Raw genomic sequence first — 17391 nt, forward strand, 5'->3', positions numbered from 1 at the left:
ACCACTTCCAGGGACTTGACCGGCTCCCGCCCGGATCATCGCCACCGGATCGGTCAGCTGACTCCCAGGCCGGCGCCCGCGGCCCTCCCGCACTCACGGCATAAGTGTGAGCAGCGTCGCATCGTCGTGCGGCTTCCGCGGCCTCCGTGCCGCCGGAAGCGCCCGCTCCCCCGCTCGGAGCCGCGCGATCACAGCGCGCGGCTCCTCGGCGAGCGCCCCGGCCAGCGAGACGCTGTCGTGCTGGCCCAGCAGCTCGATCGCCCGCGTGATCCCGTCCGAGACGAGGTGGGCCGCAGCGAGCTCCGCGATCGGCACCTGCCCGGTCAGCGCCTGGGCGGCCGCCTCCTCTTCATGCCGGGCCACCCAGAATCCGCCCTCTGTGTTGCGCCGGGCCTCGATCGCCTCGGAGGTGCGCTCCGCGGCGACGACCTCGTCGATCCGCAGGTCGGTGAGGCGCTCCACGCTCCCGTCGCGACGGCGCAGCAGCAGGGAGGAGTCGCACAGCACCAGGTGCTCGAGCATCTCACCGACGCGTCGCACCGCGACCACGGTCGCCGACGGGGAGCCCGCCGCCAGATCGCACTCCCCTTCGTGCAGGGCGCGCACGCTGCGGATCGCGGCGGCCAGAGCCCGGCTGAGGGGCACGTCAGGATCCTGGGCGGCGGTGAGCAGATGGGCGGCGAGCGTGTGGGAGAACCAGGCGACGCTGTGCCGGCACCCGGCCCGGAAGCGCTGAGGCAGCCCGGCTCCGTCCAGCAGCACGGCGACGTCGCCGAGCGCCCCGGCCGCGTCCTCGTCGGCCCCGGGGATCGCCGGGTCGGACAGCATCATGATGTGCACGTCGCCACTGTAGGCAGAGGTCTCGTGCCCGTCGAGGGACATATCCGGGGAAGCGACCGTAGAGTGGGGCCGAACCACCATGCCGTGCGGCCGTCCTCGGACGTGCGGAGCCCAGGATCCGGAAGGGACTCACTGATGATCGCGCAGGCGCGGATCACCTCCGACACCACCGCCACCGTGCACCTCTCCGACGAGACCGTCGAGGTCACAGGGGTCGATCTGTCGGAGATCCGCAACCGGGTGAAGCAGGTCTTCATCACCGCCGCCCGTACCGGCGAGGAGTCCGTGGACGTGGTGATCGTCGAGCCCGACGTGCGCCACCACCTGCGCGTCGAGCCCACCGGCCGGATCGTCGGTCGGGCGTCCGACGACCGCCCCCTGTTCGGCCCCGCGATCGATGCGCCGCTGATCGCGCCGTCCCTCGACGAGCTGCCCACGGACGACACCGTGGATCTCAGCTCGCTCGATGCCGCCCTTCTCGGGCAGTCCGCGCCCAGCCCGGCCACCGGCGAGCTCCCCGCGATGCACTCCCATCGTGCTCGTCGTCGCCGCGCCGCGCTGCCCTCCTCCTCGACGTCCGGCTCCTCCGTGTCCTCGGCTCCTTCCGCGGCATCGGCCGGTTCATCGCTCTCCCCCGCCTCGGCGACGTCCGCAGCGTCGGCACCGTCGGCCCCCACTGCTCCTTCCGCCGCGTCGGCCCCCTCCGCCGGGTCCGCGCCCTCCGCCCCCTCCGCTGCGGAGGCCCCCTCCGCGGACTCCGCTTCCCCCGCACACTCGGCGCCCACCGCGCCCTCCTCACGCCAGGACCCCATGAGCAACACCGAGAAGCGACCGCTGCCCCCGCGCACGGTCCCCACCGCGGATTCCCGCCCCACCCTGCAGGATCTGCAGTCCTCCACCTCGAAGCCCGAGAAGGTCAAGGCCACCCTCGGCTTCCCCGGCTTCATCACCAAGGTGACCGGAGGCGCGATCTCCCCGCGCCCGAACCGGCGCGAGCGCCTCGAGACCGAGCGCCTCGAGCGGATCCGTCGGCCCCTCGAGGGGCCGCGCAACATCGCGGTCGTGAACCTCAAGGGCGGCGCGCACAAGACCACCGCCTCGCTGATGATCGCGGCGACGCTCGGCGTGACCCGCGGCGGCAACGTGCTGGCCTGGGACAACAACGAGACGCGCGGCACGCTGGGCTGGCGCGGGGTGCCCACCGATCACCACCGCACCGCCGTGGACCTGCTCACCGACATCGACGCGCTGCGCGCCCCCGATGCGAGCAACGCGGACCTGGATCCGTACGTGCGCCCCCAGGGCGAGATGCGCTTCGACATCCTCGCCTCCGACGAGGACCCGGGCTCGGCCGCCTCGATCGACGAGAACGCCTTCGCCGAGCTCAACGACGCCCTCTCGCGCTTCTACCGGATCAAGGTCATCGACACCGGGAACAACGTGCGTGCCTCGAACTGGCTGGCGGCCGTGCGCAACGCCGATCAGCTCGTCATCGTCTCGACCGTGCGCGAGGACACCTTCAACGCGGCCGCCTGGATGATCGACGAGCTGCGGGCGACGGGCCTGGCCGAGCAGGTCGATCACGCGGTGACGATCCTGTCGCACTCCTCGAAGGGCAAGTTCGACCCCACCCTGCGCAGTCGCCTGATCGCCCACTTCGGCGCACACACGCGCGCCGTCACCGAGGTGCCCTACGAGCAGCAGTTCGTGGACGGCTCGCACCTGGACTGGGGCCGGATCTCGCCGAAGACCAAGGAAGCCTGGCTCGACGCCACGGCTCTCATCATCGACGGACTCTGAGCCCGGGGCCCGGCCCGGCGCGTCGTCCACAGCGCCGGGTCCCGCCCAGCGGCTGTCAGCCGCGAGGCCTAGGCTGGATCCCATGCCCCTGCGTCGTCTGAGCCTCGTCGTCGACGACGACCTGGGCCCCGCCCTCTGGGTGCGCGAGCAGACCGCGCCGGGCCGGGCGAGAGCGCTCGAGGACCTCTCCGGCCTGCGCGCCGACGCCCCGCCCGCGATCGCGGAGGCCCTGGCGGACGCCCCGGACCACCTGCGTCATCGGGTGAGGATCCCCGGTCGCGACGGCGACCGCCGGGTGCCCGCCCTGCCGCTCGCCGGCACCTCTCTGACCGCGTTCGTGGGCGCCGCCGCGGAGCTGCTCCGCATCCGCTTCGGCGAGGATCTCACCGCCCAGCTCTCCGCCCTGCTCACCGACGGCGCCGCCGCCCGCCTCACCGGCGAGCTGGTCGCCATGCCCGATCTGCTCGCCGCCATCGTGCTGGATCTGCGCGCCCGCGAGGTGGTGGACGGCCGGGCGATGCGGGTGCGGGCCCGCGAACGGTTCGGCCGCCCCGTGCTCGAATGGCGGGCCCCGGAGCGTGACGCCCCGGAGCTGCTGCACGCCCTGGTCGACGGTCACGCCCGCCCGGCCTTCGCCGAGCACCTGCGGCAGGCTCCGGCCCCGGCGGAGGACGCCGCAGGAGTGCTGTGGGCACTGGCGGACGACGGGGAGCTGCGCGCCGACCTGCCCGCCCAGCGTCGTCTCACCGCCGCTTTCGACGCCTTCGTGGACTCCGGCCGGCCCGGCGTGCAGCTCGCCTCGACCGACAGCGAACTCGTGGTGCGCCTCTTCCAGCCGCCCGTGGGCACGGCCTGGCCGCTGCAGACCTGCCTGCGCGAGCCCAGCGGGGCCGTGCACCCCGTGGCGGACCTGCGCGCCGTCGGCGACCTCACCACCGCGGGCGCGGCCGAGACGTCGGCCGCCGTGATGCGGCTGGCCCCCACGGTGCGCGACGCCGCGGTCGACGACACCGGGGTGGACTGGCTGCTGACCACGGCCGAGGCCGGCGAGTTCCTCTCCCGGGACACCCCTGCCCTCGAGGAGGCCGGGGTGACGGTGCTGCTCCCGCGCGACTGGACCACCCAGCGCACCACGCTGCGCCCCCAGGAGGCCGAGGAGGAGAACGGCCAGGAGCGCGAGAAGAAGGCCTCCGGGGTGGGGCTCGGCGCGATGGCCTCCTTCCGCTGGCGGGTCGCCGTGGGCGACACCGAGCTCACCGAGGAGGAGATGGAGGAGATCCGCGAGGCCCAGAGCGAGCTGGTGCTGCTGCGCGGGCAGTGGGTGCGGCTGGACCCGACCACGCTGCGCGCCGCCGAACGCTTCCTGGACGCCTTCGCCTCCCGCACCCGCGGAGCGCGCCTGGCCACCGGGCCCGACGGGATCGCGCCGACCCCGAGCGGCCTCCCGCCCCGGCACGCTCCCGCCGGCTCGTCGGCCCCCGCACTGCCGGACCTGCCGCCGCGGCCGGCGGAGGTCGAGGGCCGGGCGCCCTGGCTGGAGATGTTCTCGATGATCCTCTCGCCCGACGCGGCCGACGTGGACTTCGGGATGTCCGCCCTGGTCTCCGGCGGTCGCCACGGGCTGGCACGGCTCCTGCCGGGAGCCGAGGGAGCATTCCCCCATCCCCCGCCCCGCAGCCTGCGGGCGACCCTGCGCCCGTACCAGCTCGACGGCGTGAACTGGCTGTGGGCGCTGGACCGGATGGGCCTGGGCGGGATCCTCGCCGACGACATGGGACTGGGCAAGACGATGCAGGTGCTCGCCCTGCTGTGCCGCGAGCGCGAGGGCACCCACCCCTTCGGCCGCGAGCGACCCGACGCCGAAGCCCATGAGGTCCCCGATGTCGCCTCCGCCCCGGCACCGGGCTCCCTGGGCCCCACCCTGCTGGTGTGCCCGATGTCCGTGGTCGGCGCCTGGCAGCGGGAGGCGGCGACCTTCGCCCCGGAGCTCTCGGTGCACGTGCATCACGGCGGGAACCGGCTGCGCGATGAGTCCTTCGTGGCCGGGGCCGCCGATCTCGACCTGGTCATCACCACGTACTCCCTGCTCGCCCGGGACCTCGCGGTGCTCTCGGCGGTCCCGTGGCATCGCATCGTCCTGGACGAGGCGCAGCACGTGAAGACCCCCGGCACGCAGGTCACGCGCGCCGCCCGCACCCTCACCGCGCCGCATCGCCTGGCCCTGACCGGCACCCCGGTGGAGAACAAGCTCGCGGACCTGCACTCCCTCATGGAGGTCGCCAACCCCGGCCTGCTGGGCAGCGCCGCCTCGTTCCGCGACCGGGTCGCGACCCCGATCGAGGAGGACGGCGACAGCGGAGCGCTCAGCCGGCTGAAGCTCGTGACCTCGCCGTTCATCCTGCGCCGGGTGAAGACGGACCGCTCGATCATCAAGGACCTGCCGGAGAAGAACGAGCTCACCCAGGTCGTGAACCTGACCCCGGAGCAGGCCGGGCTCTACCAGGCGCTGGTGGACGACCTGATGGTGAAGATCGACGGGGCCGACGAGAAGGCCCGTCGCACCCTCGTGGTCTCGACGATCACCCGTCTGAAGCAGGTGTGCAACCACCCCGCCCACTACCTCGGCGACGGCACGCCGATGCTGCGGGAGGGCCAGCACCGCTCGGGCAAGCTCGAGCTGATCGACGACGTGCTCGGGGCGGCCTTCGCCGAGGGTGAGAAGGCCATCCTGTTCACCCAGTTCACGACCTTCGGCCGGCTGCTCGTCCCCTACTGGGAGGAGAGGTTCGCGGAGTACGGGATCAGCGTGCCCTTCCTCCACGGCGGCGTCTCCAAGCACGACCGCGATCAGATGGTCGCCGAGTTCCAGGGGCAGCGGGACCGGCCGGGCCTGATGCTGCTGAGCCTGCGGGCGGGCGGCACCGGGCTCACCCTGACCGCGGCCAACCACGTCGTCCATCTGGACCGCTGGTGGAACCCGGCGGTGGAGAACCAGGCCACCGACCGCGCCTTCCGGATCGGTCAGCGCAAGGACGTCACCGTGCACAAGCTGGTCAGCGCCGGCACGGTCGAGGAGAAGATCGACACGGTGCTCGCCGACAAGCAGTCCCTCGCCGATATGACGATCAGCCCCGGCGAGGACTGGCTCTCCTCCCTGGACGACGACCGGCTGCTGCGTCTGCTCCGCCTGGACGAGGAGGACTCATGAGCATCAGGCTCGTCTCCCGCCGCGGAGCGATCGGGAAGAGCTGGCATGCGGCCGCCCTGCGCGACGCCGCCGAGCGCCTGCTGGGCGTGGGCCGTGCCGGCAGCGGGAAGGCCGACGCCCGCGCCGGGCGCGTGCAATGGCTCGATGTGGAGGCCGGGACCGCGCGCGGCGACGTGCTCGATGCCGACGGCGAGCTCCACCAGGCCCGGCTCGACCTCCCCCCGTACTCGCCGGACGACCGCGAGGAGTTCGTGCGGATCGCCCGGTCCCGGCCCGAGCTGCCCGCCCGCCTCGCCGGCGGCATCTACCCCGAGGAGTTCGAGCGCACCCTCGCCGGCTCCGAGCTCTCCCTGCTGCCGCGCGACGCCTCCGAGCTCAGCCACGACTGCTCCTGCCTGGACTGGCCCGGTCCCTGCCGTCACGTCGCCGCGCTCACGTACGTGCTGGTCGAAGCGGTCGACGAGCATCCCGTGCACCTGCTGACCCTGCGCGGGCTCACCCTCGAGGACCTCGTCGCCCCGCGCGAGACCGCGGGATCCGGCGGAGCGGACCGCGAGGAGGAGCCGGCACCCCCGCTCCCCGCCTACGACCCCGCCCGCACCGACCCGGAGCTGCTCGCCGCCGCGATCGGTCCCGGGCCCGCGCAGATCATCGCGGCGTTCTACGGGTCGCAGGATCGCGCCGGGTCCGAGGACCTCGCCGCTGACGACCACCCGCCCGACGACCTACAGTGAGAGCCATGCCCACCCGCACCACCGCTCTTCCCCAGTCCGCCCTCACCGAGATCACCGCACTGTTCGACGATGCCGTCGCACAGCACCGGACGTCCGGGGTGACCTGGGCGATCGTCGGAGGCCACGGCGATGCGCAGGCCGTGCTGGCCCATGGCGCCGCCGGCCACCACGAGCTGCAGGACGGCTCCCCGGCGCCCGGCTCCTCGCCCCTGGACCGCGCGACCGTCTCCCGCATCGCCTCGATGACCAAGTCCTTCACCGCCGCGACGATCCTCGCCCTGCGCGACGAGGGCGCCGTGCGCCTGGACGACCCGGTCGCGCAGTACGTGCCCGAGGCGGCCGACGCCTTCGAGGTCGCCTCCGACGACCCCCGGATCACCCTGCGCCACCTGCTCACGATGGGTGCCGGCCTCGTCACCGACAACCCGTGGGGCGACCGCCAGGAGGCGATGACCCCCGAGCAGTTCGCGGACACCCTGGCCGGCGGCCTCGGCCACGTGCACCGCCCCGACACCGGCTTCGAATACTCCAACACCGGATTCGCCCTGCTGGGCCGGGTCATCGACGAGGTGACCGGCTCGGACTATGCCGGCGAGATCCGCCGCCGCTTCCTCGACCCGCTCGGGCTCGAGGCCACCGGATGGTCCGCCGAGGAGATCGACACCGCGCATCTGGCCACCGGGCACCGCCTGGGCGACCGCGCCGACGCCACCCGCTTCGAGCCGGTGCCGCTGGACGCCCCCGGCGTCTACGGCGCGATGGCCGGGCTGTTCTCCACGGTCGACGACGTCGCCACCTGGATGCGCTTCCTCGCCGCGGCCGACGCTCCCGACGCCGCGGACCGGGACCAGGAGCTGCTGTCCACCGCCTCCCGCCGCGAGATGCAGCAGCTGAAGCGTCACCATCCGCTGCGCGCGCTCCCCGCCGGCGAGGACGGCCACTCCCCCGGCTTCGACCGGATCCGCGGCTACGGCTTCGGGCTGGTCGTCGAGCAGTTCCCCGACCTCGGGGACGTCATCTCCCACTCCGGCGGCTATCCCGGCTACGGCTCCTTCATGGTGTGGAGCCGGGCCTCCGGCGTCGGCATCGTGGCGCTCGCGAACTCCAAGTACGCGCCGGCCGTGCCGCTGTCGATGCAGGCCCTGCGGATCCTGCAGCGTGAGTCACCGGCCCTGTTCACCCCCGCGCCGACGACCGCTGCGCCGCGCACCCTCGAGGCCGCCGACGGTGCTCTGACCTGGCTGCGCACTGCGGACGATGCCGTGGCCGACGCCTGGTTCGCTGACAACATGGACCTCGATACGTCACGGACGGAGCGTCGGCGCCGCCTGGAGACCGCCCTCGTGGCGACCGGCCTGACGAAGGAGTCCGTGGCGGCTCTGCGCGTCGAGGACGCGACCGTGCTGAGCCGGGCGCAGCTGCGCTGGGTGCTGCCGGGATCCGGGAAGGGCGAGGCGAGCACGCCGTCGTTGCGCATCGATCTGCTGATGGATCCGCGGCGCGAGGCGCTCATCCAATCCCTGGACACCACGGCGGTCGTCCCCCGCTGACCTCACGCCCCGGTCAGGCGAAGCGGTGCACGGCGCCGTCGTCGGCCGCCGTGCAGGAGACGTAGGCGCCGTCGGGCGTGAGGGCGATGACCCCTTCATCCGTCGGCGCGCATTCCTGCCCCGCCTCGACCTCGGCGAACGACGGATCGATGCTGCTGTGCGAGGTCCCTTCGGTGCCGGGCAGCGCTGAGCCGGGGCGGGGGAAGACCCACAGCAGGGTGACCGCGACGATCGCGCCGAGCAGCACGGCCGCGGCGATGCCGATGCCCGCCGCGATCAGGGTGCTGCGGTGGGTCCCCGCCGGCCGGGCGGCCACCGGACCGGCGGGAGCCTGGGCCGAGGTGGTGGTCTGCGGGGAGCTCCGGCTCGGCGGCGTGAGCCCAGGACCTCCGCCGTACTGACCCGGCGCGCCCTGCTGCGGGCCGTGGCCGGGCGGCCCCGTCTGCGGGGAGGGCGAGCCCGAGGAGAAGCCCTGCTGCACCTGGCCCGCCCGGATCGCCTCCATCGAGGACGGCGCGAGCTCGGGGACGGGCCGCTCCGGGCGCACGGCGCCCGGGGCATCCGGCGGCAGCGGGTCGAGGGTGTCGACCAGGTCGAGCGGGGCGCCGTCGGCGTGGGTGAGCGGGTAGCCCGGCGGGACACGCGGCAGGTCACGGCGCACGGTGTCGGCGTCCTGGTAGCGCTCCTCCGGCTGAGCGGCGAGCAGGGTGCGGATCACCGCGGAGAGCTTGGGGGTCACGCCGCGCAGGTGCTGGGCGAGCTCGTCGGGCCGGAAGGCACCGTCGTGCAGCCTGATCCTGCCGTTCAGCGCGACCAGCGCGACCACTCCCGCGGCGTAGAGGTCGTGCGAGGGATGGGGTTCGGCCATCGCGAACAGCTCGGGCGCCATGTAGCCGGGGGTGCCGTTGACCATGCCCACGTGGGTGAAGCGCACATCGCTCTCGTGCACGGCGATGCCGAAGTCCGCCAGTCGCGAGACGGGCGCGGCACGGCCGTGCGGCTCGAACATGATGTTCGCCGGCTTCACGTCGCGGTGGATCCACCCCTCGGCGTGCACATGGGACAGCCCGTCCAGCAGCTGATCGAGCAGGACCACCACAGCGGGCTCGGCGAGCCCGCCGCGCGTGCGCACCACGGAGTCGAGAGTGCCCCCGGCGGCCAGCGGCATCGCGATCACCACGTGCTCGTCCTCAGCGCCCCAGCCGTAGGGGGTGAGCAGGTGGGGATGGTCGAAGCTGACGCCCTTCTCGCGCACGAACCGCATCAGATCGGCCGAGTCGCGCTGCCTCAGCACCTTCGCCGCGCACAGCTCCCCGGCCTTCGAGTCCCAGGCTCGCCACACGGACCCGGAACCGCCCTTGGCGATCAGGTCGATGAGGGCGAAGCGCCCGACAATCACATCAGCCATAGCGGCCTCAGCATAACCGGCGGGTGGGGCACCGTTATGCTGACCTCGATCTCTGTGGACCCGGGAACGAGCCCGGGCGCCGCGGCGCCACGACCGGAGGGGGTTCTCGTGGTTCTGGCTGCACCTCTGCGGCGCCGTGACCTCGGCGGCCTGCTGTCCTGCGGTGCCGTGCTCCTCGGGGCGGGCTGCGCCCGGGGGCCGGCCGCGGTCGCCACCGCCGACGACGTCCCGCGGGATCCGCTCGCCCACCTGGACGAGGTGCGCTGGGACGGGCGCACCGCCGCCGACGTGCTCGCGCTGCCGATCCGCGGCGACGCCGCCGAGCTGGACTCGTGGGAACCGCTGGGCGATGACGACGCCGTCCTCGACCCGACCCGGACAGCCCTGATCGACTTCCTGGAGACCGCCTATCTCTCCCCCGAGGCGCTGGCCGGTCTCGACCCCGCCGCCGCCCTCGAGCTCGTGAGCGCCGCCGCGCCCTCGTACTGGCGCGAGCAGCTGGCCGAGGCCTGGGACGACGGCGAGCGCCACGTGCACGGCTTCGCCCTGGCTCCCGGCTTCGCGACCATCGGCCGGCCCGCGCTGGGGATGGACTGGTACCGGGCGGAGCTCGAGGGCGCTCCCGTGCTGCTGCTGGGCGGGACGATCGCCTGGTCCGTGGTCGACGTGGACAGTCATGAGGTGGGCGTGGTCGCCTATCGCACCGGCATCGTCGCGCACCTCGACACCGGGGAGGATCTCGGAGCGGCGACCTCGGCCACCCTGCGGGTGACCGTGCACGGGCTCGACACCTGCGGGGTCCGGGAGGCCGACGGGCTCGTCGTGCCCGCGCTCGCGGACACCGCGGAGCATCACGCGGCGCAGCAGGAGACCACGGACTCGGTCATCGCCTCCCCGCGCCTCACGCAGGAGGACCTGCTGGATCCCGGGTCCCCGCTGCTGTCCGGGGACGACGCGACCAACGTGCTCTGCGCCTGATCCCACCCCCTCTGATCCGGCCTCAGCGGGCCGCCGCCCACTGCGACCAGCCCGCGTAGCTGCCCTCGAGCTCGGCGACTTCGCAGCCGGCACGGCGCAGGGCCGCGGAGATGATGCCGGCCCGCAGCCCGGACTGGCAGTACACGACGATGCGGCCGCCCTCATGGAGCGCCTCGAGCTGCTCGAGCTCCCACAACGCTCGGCCCGCGTGGAGCTGCGCGGATCCGGGCACCGCGCCGAGGGCGTGCTCCTCACGGCCGCGGACGTCGAGCAGCAGGTCATGCTCGTAGGCCGCGAGGTCGGCGGGGGCGACGGTCTCGGGCGTGAAGGAGCGCAGGCCCTCGGTGGTGGTCACATAGCCGGCCACCTCGTCGATGCCGACCCGGAGCAGGTTGTCGCGCAGCTCCTCGGCCTGCTCGGCGTCGCGGGCCAGGAGGATCAGCGGCGTGTCCTCGCGCTCGGGATCGTAGCTCCAGGCCGCGAACGTGGAGCGCTTGGAGGAGGCGGGCACGGTGAGCGCGCCGCTCACCGAGCGGCGGCGCACGTCGGCGAGCTCGCGGGTGTCCAGCAGCACCGCGCTGCCGTCCGCGAGCTGCGCGGCGACGTCGGCCGGGGAGAGCTCGGCGAGCGGCTCGGCCGGGCCGCGCAGCGCGGGCCCGTCGCGGTTCTGGCGCTTCATCCGGGCGAAGTAGGCGTGGGCCTCGGGCTGGCCGTGCAGCAGACGGTCGATGAACCCCGCCTCGTCGCCGCTCTCGACGAAGGGCGCCCACCAGGCCACGCGCTTCTCGTAGCCGACGGTCGTGGCGGGCACCGCGCCGAGCGACTTCCCGCAGGCGGAGCCCGCCCCGTGGCCGGGGAGGACCAGCACGTGATCCGGCAGCGTCACGAAGCGGTCGCGCAGCGAGGCGAACATCGCGCGGGCGGAGTCCTCCCGGGTGTCCTCGCCGCCGGCGACCTCGTCCAGCAGATCCGGCCGGCCCAGGTCACCGGCGAAGACGAAGTCCCCGGAGAGCAGGTAGCCGGGCTGGTCGGTCATGCCGCCGTCGGTGATCAGGAAGCTGAGGTGCTCCGGGGTGTGGCCGGGGGTGGCCAGGACGCGCACGCGCACCTCCCCGAGCTCGATCTCGTCCCCGTCGCGCAGCAGCTGCGCGTCGTAGCCGTAGCTCCAGTCCGCCCCGCCGTGCCCGGAGACGTGGAGCGCGGCGCCGGCGGCCTCGGCCAGCTCGCGCGAGCCCGAGAGATAGTCGGCGTGGAGGTGGGTCTCGGTGACGTCGGTGATCTGGACACCGTGGGCCGCCGCGAGGTCGAGGTAGACCTGCACGTCACGGCGGGGATCCACCACGATCGCGCGTCGCGCGGCCGCGGAGGCGAGAAGATAGCTGGCCTGCGCCAGGTCGGTGTCGTACAGCCTCTCGAGGATCATCTCTCGCCTTCCGATCGACTCCTCCGCGACCCGCACCCGGGCCCCGGTGCTACAGCGTCATCCTCACACGGCGAGATGAATGCCGGGTCGCCTCAGGCGGACGGCGCGGGTGCCGCGTCGAGGCCGACGGCCTGTCGCACGGCGGCGATCTGGGTGCGTCGCGCGGACTGCGCGTCGGTCGTCGCGCCTGTGAGGGCTACGCTGTGACCTGCGCCGGGGATCTCCACGTACTCGACCGTGCCGCCGCCGGCGGCGATGCCCTCGCGCAGTCGGCGCGCATCCTGCACGACCTCGTCCTCGGTGCCGGTGACCAGGTGAACCGGCGGCAGGGAGCCGAGGTCGCCGCGGAGCGGGCTGATGCGGGGGTTCTCCGCAGGGACCGCGCCGGCGTACAGGCGCGCAGCGGCATGGGAGAGCCCGCCGGTGGTGGCCGCATACTCCGTGAGGTCCGCCCAGGGCGACTCGAGCAGCAGCAGGGCGGGGGCGTCCCCGCCGGCGGCGGCGAGGGTCTGGGCGACGGCGAGCGCGAGCCCCGCGCCGGCGCCGTCCCCGGAGAGCACCCAGCGCCCGGGGCGCAGCAGGGCCTGCTCGCCCATCGCATCGATCGCGTGCAGGACGTCCTCGATCGCAGCGGGGTACGGGTATGTCGGCGCCAGCCGGTAGTGGACCATCGCGGTGGCGGCCCCGGAGCGCCGCCCCACCTCTTCGAGCCATTCCCAGTGCGCCGTCTTCTCACCGGCGACATAGGACCCACCATGGAGGTGCACGATCGTGGCGGTCGAGGAGAGGTCAGCGTCGATCCAGGTCACAGGCACGTTCCCGTGCCGACGACGCGCGACCCTGCGCGGTGCCGCGAGAGCGCGGGGAGGCAGGGACGGGCGCTGGGAGGCGAGGATGCGCAGCGTGCGGACGATGCTCATGGGGGCATCTTCCCATGATTCTCCGGGCAGGTCCTCGCGGTGCCGACACCTCGTGCGCGGCAGCGCTGTGCGGCAGCGGGCTCAGGCGGTGATCTCGTCGTCGACGTACCGCGGCAGGGCCGCCCGGTATCCGGCGATCGCGAGCACGATCCCGGTGATCGCGAGGAACACCAGCACGGCGGGGAACGATCCGGTGAGGTCCAGCATGGTGCCGGCCGCGATGGGGCCGAGCGCGGCGAAGACATAGCCCAGCGGCTGCGCGAGCCCGCCCAGGCGAGCCGTCACCCGGGCGCTGCGGGTGCGGGCCGGCAGCAGGGCGATCGCGGTGGGGAAGGCGAAGCCGCCGATCCCGAGCACGCAGGCCCACAGCATCGGGCTCGCGGCCGGGGCGAGCCACAGGCCGAGATAGCCGATCGTGGTGAGCACCCCGAAGCCGGCGACCAGCCACGGCAGGTGCCGGAAGCGGGCGATGACGGTGGGCATGACCAGGCCGCCCACGAAGCCCCAGCCGGAGATCACGGCGATCAGGAATCCCGCTCGTGTGGGGCTGATCCCGGAGGAGGTGAGGACCTGCGGGAGCATCCCGAACTGGGTGTAGGCGTTCGCGGACTGCACGCCGAACATGACGGTCAGCGCGATCGCCGTCGGCGAGCGCAGCAGGGATCCGGGCAGATCGCCCTCCGCGGGGGCGGGCGGGAAGTCGTGGCCGGTGCGGGTGAGCACGAACGCCCAGATCACCGCCGGCACCGCGGCCGCGAGCGCCCACAGCTGCAGGGAGCCGCGCCACCCGTCGGCCGCCCCTCCGGCGAGCGGGACCGCGAGCGCGGCGCCCGCCGAGCCGCCGACGGCGAGCATCACGCTGTACAGGGTCATCAGGCCCACCGTGTGCGCGCTGCCGTGCTGCTTGATCCAGGCGGGCACCACCACGTTGCCGAGCGCGGGCCCCACCAGCACCAGCAGTGACAGCACCAGGAACATGCCGAAGCTGTCGGCCGTGGGGCGCAGCAGCAGACCGATCGCGACCAGCACGAACGAGGCGACGACGGTGCCGGTCAGCCCCAGCCGTCGGGAGATCGGGACGGCGAGGAAGCCGAAGATGCCGAAGGCGATGCAGGGCAGCGCCGTGAGCAGACCGGACGCGATCGCGCCCTGGCCGTAGGCGCCCACCACGTCCTCCATGACCGGGCCGAGCGAGGTCGCCCCGGGACGGAGGTTCAGCGCGATCAGCCCGACGGCGAGGACGGCCAGGACGCCGCCGACGGCGGTCGCGCGCGCAGGCCGGGCGCCGGGCTCGGGACGGACGGTGGGCGGTGGGGTGGGGGTGCTGCTCACCCGTCCCTTGTACCCTGCCGCGCCCCCTGCTGGCCATTGGTTGCCTCGCATGTCATGCGCCGGCGCCTCACGGGCCCGCAGCGTCCCACACTGTGGACGGCCGGGCGTGGAGTGCCTCTCGTCCGGCCCGACTGACCAGCCATGATGCGACCCCTTCGGGCGTGGGCCGCAGCCGTGGCCCTACGCTGGTGCCCGCTGCCCAGCGGCCCCGCTCCCCACCCGATGGTTTCCCTAGGACGGCCCATGACCACCGCCTCCCCCGCGCTCGAGACCTCCCCGAAGCATCCTGTGGACCAGGTCCCACCGCCTGCCCGGCTCGGCGTGCTGTCGATCCAGCACGTCCTGGCGTTCTACGCCGGCGCGGTGATCGTGCCGCTGCTGATCGCCTCGGGCCTGGGCCTGACGGCGGAGCAGACCATCCACCTGATCAACGCGGACCTGTTCACCTGCGGCATCGCGACGCTGATCCAGTCGGTGGGCTTCTGGAAGGTGGGCGTGCGCCTGCCGATCATCCAGGGCGTGACCACCACGGCGGTGAGCCCGATCATCGCGATCGGTCTGGCCGCGACGGGCGGCGAGGGCGGCGCCGAGGGGCTGCCGATGATCTACGGCTCGATCATCGTCGCAGGCCTGTTCACCTTCCTGGTCGCCCCGTACTTCGCGAAGATCCTGCGCTTCTTCCCGCCGGTGGTGATCGGCACGGTGCTGACCACGATGGGCATCACGCTGCTGGGCGTCTCCGCCGGGGACATCACCAACTACGCCGAGGGCGTCCCCGCGGGCCGCGACATCGCCTACGCCCTGGGCACGCTGGGGATCATCGTGCTCGTGCAGCGGTTCTTCCGCGGCTTCCTGGGCACCATCGCCGTGCTGCTGGGGCTGGTGATCGGCACCGCCGTGGCCCTGATCCTGGGCGACACCTCGTTCGGCGGAGTCACCGAGGCCTCCGCCTTCGGCGTCACCACGCCCTTCTACTTCGGCGTCCCCACCTTCTCGCTGACCGCGATCATCTCGATGATCATCGTCATGCTGATCACGATGGTCGAGACCACCGGCGACGTCTTCGCCGCGGGCGAGATCGTCGGCCGGCGGATCCGGCCCCGGAACATCGCCGAGGCGGTCCGGGCCGACGGCCTCTCCACGCTGCTGGGCGGCGTGCTGAACTCCTTCCCGTACACCTGCTTCGCGCAGAACATCGGCCTGGTGCGCCTGACCCGTGTGAAGTCCCGCTGGGTGGTCGCCGGGGCCGGCGTGATCATGATCGTGCTCGGCGTGCTGCCCAAGGCCGGCGCGGTGGTCGAGGCGATCCCCTCCCCCGTGCTCGGCGGCGCCTCGCTCGCGCTGTTCGCGTCGGTGGCGCTCGTGGGCATCCAGACCCTGTCCAAGGTGGACCTCACCGACAACCGCAACTCGGTCATCGTGGGCACCTCCCTCGGCCTGGCCATGCTGGTCAGCTTCAAGCCGGACATCGCCGGCGTGTTCCCCTCGTGGGCGCAGGTGTTCGTCTCCTCGGGCGTGACCGTCGGCGCGATCTCCGCGATCGTGCTGAACATCCTGTTCTTCCACATCGGCCGCCAGCGCGGTGCGATGGTCACCACCACGGCCGCCGGCGAGCGCATCGGGATCTCCGAGGTGGGCGAGATGGAGCGCGAGACCTTCGTGTCCACCTTCGGCTCCCTCTTCAACGGCGCCACCTGGCCTCTCGAGCGCGCCTGGGAGTCGCGCCCCTTCGCCGACGCCCCCGCCCTGCGCGCCGCGATCGAGGACGCCGTGCTCACCGCGGACCGCTCCCAGCAGGACGCCCTCGTGGAGAGCTATCCAGACATGGCCACGCTCATGACGGCCTCCGAGGAGCAGGCCGGCGTGATCAGCCAGGACGTCGGCTCCTTCGCGCTGGAGAACCTCACCGAGGAGGACGTCGAGGCGGTGCGCGACCTCTCGGCCCGGTACGCCGAGAAGTTCTCGATGCCCTTCGTCTCCTACCTCGGTCGCACCGACTCGTTCGCGAAGATCATCGCCGACGGCGTGCGCCGCCTGGACCACTCCCTCGAGCACGAGCGCCGCGTGGCGCTGACCGAGGTCGCCGAGATCGCCGGGGACCGCTTCGGGATCATGGTGGCCGACGCCAATCCCATCGGCACGGCCTGGGTCCGCAAGTTCGAGTCGCTGCAATAGGAGCAGGGCTGCCGGGGCCGTCACACCTCGGAGCGCGGTTCAGCCGCCGGCGACGCACACGCGCAGCGCACCGGGGCGGAGACCGATCCGGGCGCTGCGGGCGAGGCCCACGCTGTCGCCGTCGAGCTGCACCCCGTAGGGCGTCCCGAAGCGGACCTCGAACGTCCGTCCCCGGGCGTAGACCAGAGCGTGCAGCCCGGGGGCGAGCCGCAGCATGCTCCGGCCGAACCGCGACCGGTGCGCCACTCCCTGCGCCGTCAGACGGGCCCCGATCCGGGCCCATCCCAGGCGGCGCGCAGGGCGCAGCATGACCACGTCGAGGAGGCCGTCATCGAGGGCGGCCTCCGGCAGCAGCAGCATGCCGCCGGTCAGCGTGCCGCAGTTGCCGATGATGACCGTGTGGGCGCGAGCCGTCCGGATGCGCCCGCCATCGATCCGATATCGCAGGTCCAGCGGCCGGTGCGCGAGGAGCGAGCGCGCGATCGGCGGCACATAGGCGAGCCAGCCGATGATCCGCTTCGCCAGCGTGCTCGTGGTGCGAGCCATCTCCGCATCGAGGCCTATACCGGCCATGACCAGGAACATCCGCGTGGTCCACTCCCCCGCCTCGTCCTCGAGCTCGGCGACCCCGACGTCGACCGGACGCGTCGCCCCGGAGAACGCGGCGGCGACCGGCGCGGTGGGCTCCCCCAGCGGGAGGCCCAGGTTCCGCGCCAGCAGATTGCCGGTCCCGAAAGGCAGCAGGGCGAAGGGGGTCCCGCTGCCCAGCGCCGCCTCGGCGACGATGCGGGCGGTCCCGTCGCCCCCGGCCACGATCACGACCGACGGGGCACCGGCGAGCGCGCGGGCCGCCGCGCCGCGACCCGAGTCCTCCCGAGCCGTCGCGAACCACTGCGAGGCGCCCCAGCCGTGGCGGCGCTCCTCCTCCTCGACGACACCGCGCACCCGGTCCAGGGGCACCGTGACCGGGTTGTAGACGATCGCTGCGTGGTCGGCGGAAGGCCCGGCGGAGGACATGTTCGG

The 17391-nt window shown here is 73.3% G+C and carries 12 protein-coding genes; 6 read left to right on the plus strand and 6 right to left on the minus strand.

Going from position 1 to position 17391, the window contains the following annotated elements:
• Positions 1-93 precede the first annotated feature (93 nt).
• Entirely contained in the window at positions 94-831 is a 738-nt protein-coding gene (locus CIK71_RS02205) for a protein phosphatase 2C domain-containing protein (protein WP_241964179.1), read from the minus strand.
• Positions 832-975: 144 nt separating this feature from the next.
• Between CIK71_RS02205 and CIK71_RS02210 the strand changes: the two genes are divergently transcribed.
• From CIK71_RS02210 to CIK71_RS02225, 4 genes are all read left to right on the plus strand, one after another.
• Complete coding sequence (locus tag CIK71_RS02210; protein ID WP_096163554.1) at positions 976-2640, plus strand: MinD/ParA family ATP-binding protein; 1665 nt, start codon at positions 976-978, stop codon at positions 2638-2640.
• A gap of 82 nt (positions 2641-2722) precedes the next feature.
• The gene (locus CIK71_RS02215; protein WP_096163555.1) at positions 2723-5848 is read left to right on the plus strand and encodes a DEAD/DEAH box helicase; all 3126 of its coding nucleotides are present in this window, start codon (positions 2723-2725) and stop codon (positions 5846-5848) included.
• Positions 5845-6582 carry an SWIM zinc finger family protein gene (locus CIK71_RS02220; RefSeq protein ID WP_096163556.1) on the plus strand — a complete coding sequence of 246 codons (738 nt, stop codon included), beginning with the start codon at positions 5845-5847 and terminating at the stop codon, positions 6580-6582. Before CIK71_RS02215 ends, CIK71_RS02220 begins: the two co-directional genes overlap by 4 nt.
• Before the next feature lie 5 nt (positions 6583-6587).
• On the plus strand, positions 6588-8132 hold the full coding sequence (locus tag CIK71_RS02225) for a serine hydrolase domain-containing protein (RefSeq protein ID WP_096163557.1): 1545 nt from the start codon (positions 6588-6590) through the stop codon (positions 8130-8132).
• A 13-nt stretch (positions 8133-8145) separates the two neighbouring features.
• Here the strand turns inward: CIK71_RS02225 and CIK71_RS02230 are convergent, their stop codons facing one another.
• Positions 8146-9540, minus strand: coding sequence for a serine/threonine protein kinase (locus CIK71_RS02230; RefSeq protein WP_096163558.1), 1395 nt, complete (start codon positions 9538-9540; stop codon positions 8146-8148).
• Positions 9541-9648: 108 nt separating this feature from the next.
• Here CIK71_RS02230 and CIK71_RS02235 point away from each other — a divergent pair, with 108 nt between their 5' ends.
• Complete coding sequence (locus tag CIK71_RS02235; RefSeq protein ID WP_096163559.1) at positions 9649-10518, plus strand: hypothetical protein; 870 nt, start codon at positions 9649-9651, stop codon at positions 10516-10518.
• Positions 10519-10540: 22 nt separating this feature from the next.
• Here CIK71_RS02235 and CIK71_RS02240 read toward each other — a convergent pair whose 3' ends face one another.
• The 3 genes from CIK71_RS02240 to CIK71_RS02250 all read right to left on the minus strand — a co-directional run bounded on the left by CIK71_RS02240 (position 10541) and on the right by CIK71_RS02250 (position 14193).
• Positions 10541-11941 (minus strand): MBL fold metallo-hydrolase, encoded by a 1401-nt coding sequence (locus tag CIK71_RS02240; RefSeq protein WP_096163560.1) that lies wholly within the window; start codon positions 11939-11941, stop codon positions 10541-10543.
• A gap of 92 nt (positions 11942-12033) precedes the next feature.
• The gene (locus tag CIK71_RS02245; RefSeq protein ID WP_096163561.1) at positions 12034-12861 is read right to left on the minus strand and encodes an alpha/beta hydrolase fold domain-containing protein; all 828 of its coding nucleotides are present in this window, start codon (positions 12859-12861) and stop codon (positions 12034-12036) included.
• 81 nt (positions 12862-12942) lie between these two features.
• On the minus strand, positions 12943-14193 hold the full coding sequence (locus CIK71_RS02250) for an MFS transporter (RefSeq protein WP_096163562.1): 1251 nt from the start codon (positions 14191-14193) through the stop codon (positions 12943-12945).
• 243 nt (positions 14194-14436) lie between these two features.
• On the opposite strand from CIK71_RS02250, the gene CIK71_RS02255 reads away from it, so the two are divergent.
• Positions 14437-16368 carry a solute carrier family 23 protein gene (locus CIK71_RS02255; RefSeq protein ID WP_096163563.1) on the plus strand — a complete coding sequence of 644 codons (1932 nt, stop codon included), beginning with the start codon at positions 14437-14439 and terminating at the stop codon, positions 16366-16368.
• Between the two features lie 39 nt (positions 16369-16407).
• Here CIK71_RS02255 and CIK71_RS02260 read toward each other — a convergent pair whose 3' ends face one another.
• Positions 16408-17385: a diacylglycerol/lipid kinase family protein gene (locus CIK71_RS02260; protein WP_096163564.1), complete on the minus strand. Its 978-nt coding sequence runs from the start codon at positions 17383-17385 to the stop codon at positions 16408-16410.
• Positions 17386-17391 lie beyond the last annotated feature (6 nt).

Origin of the sequence: Brachybacterium alimentarium (genome assembly GCF_002332425.1) — a bacterium.
GTDB lineage: Bacteria > Actinomycetota > Actinomycetes > Actinomycetales > Dermabacteraceae > Brachybacterium > Brachybacterium alimentarium.

Excerpts from the sequence above, each read along its gene's own strand:
- CIK71_RS02220 (WP_096163556.1), top strand. The coding sequence starts at position 5,845 with ATGAGCATCAGGCTCGTCTCCCGCCGCGGAGCGATCGGGAAGAGCTGG.
- CIK71_RS02245 (WP_096163561.1), bottom strand. The coding sequence starts at position 12,861 with ATGAGCATCGTCCGCACGCTGCGCATCCTCGCCTCCCAGCGCCCGTCC.
- CIK71_RS02230 (WP_096163558.1), bottom strand. The coding sequence starts at position 9,540 with ATGGCTGATGTGATTGTCGGGCGCTTCGCCCTCATCGACCTGATCGCC.
- CIK71_RS02240 (WP_096163560.1), bottom strand. The coding sequence starts at position 11,941 with ATGATCCTCGAGAGGCTGTACGACACCGACCTGGCGCAGGCCAGCTAT.
- CIK71_RS02255 (WP_096163563.1), top strand. The coding sequence starts at position 14,437 with ATGACCACCGCCTCCCCCGCGCTCGAGACCTCCCCGAAGCATCCTGTG.
- CIK71_RS02225 (WP_096163557.1), top strand. The coding sequence starts at position 6,588 with ATGCCCACCCGCACCACCGCTCTTCCCCAGTCCGCCCTCACCGAGATC.
- CIK71_RS02215 (WP_096163555.1), top strand. The coding sequence starts at position 2,723 with ATGCCCCTGCGTCGTCTGAGCCTCGTCGTCGACGACGACCTGGGCCCC.
- CIK71_RS02210 (WP_096163554.1), top strand. The coding sequence starts at position 976 with ATGATCGCGCAGGCGCGGATCACCTCCGACACCACCGCCACCGTGCAC.
- CIK71_RS02260 (WP_096163564.1), bottom strand. The coding sequence starts at position 17,385 with ATGTCCTCCGCCGGGCCTTCCGCCGACCACGCAGCGATCGTCTACAAC.
- CIK71_RS02205 (WP_241964179.1), bottom strand. The coding sequence starts at position 831 with ATGATGCTGTCCGACCCGGCGATCCCCGGGGCCGACGAGGACGCGGCC.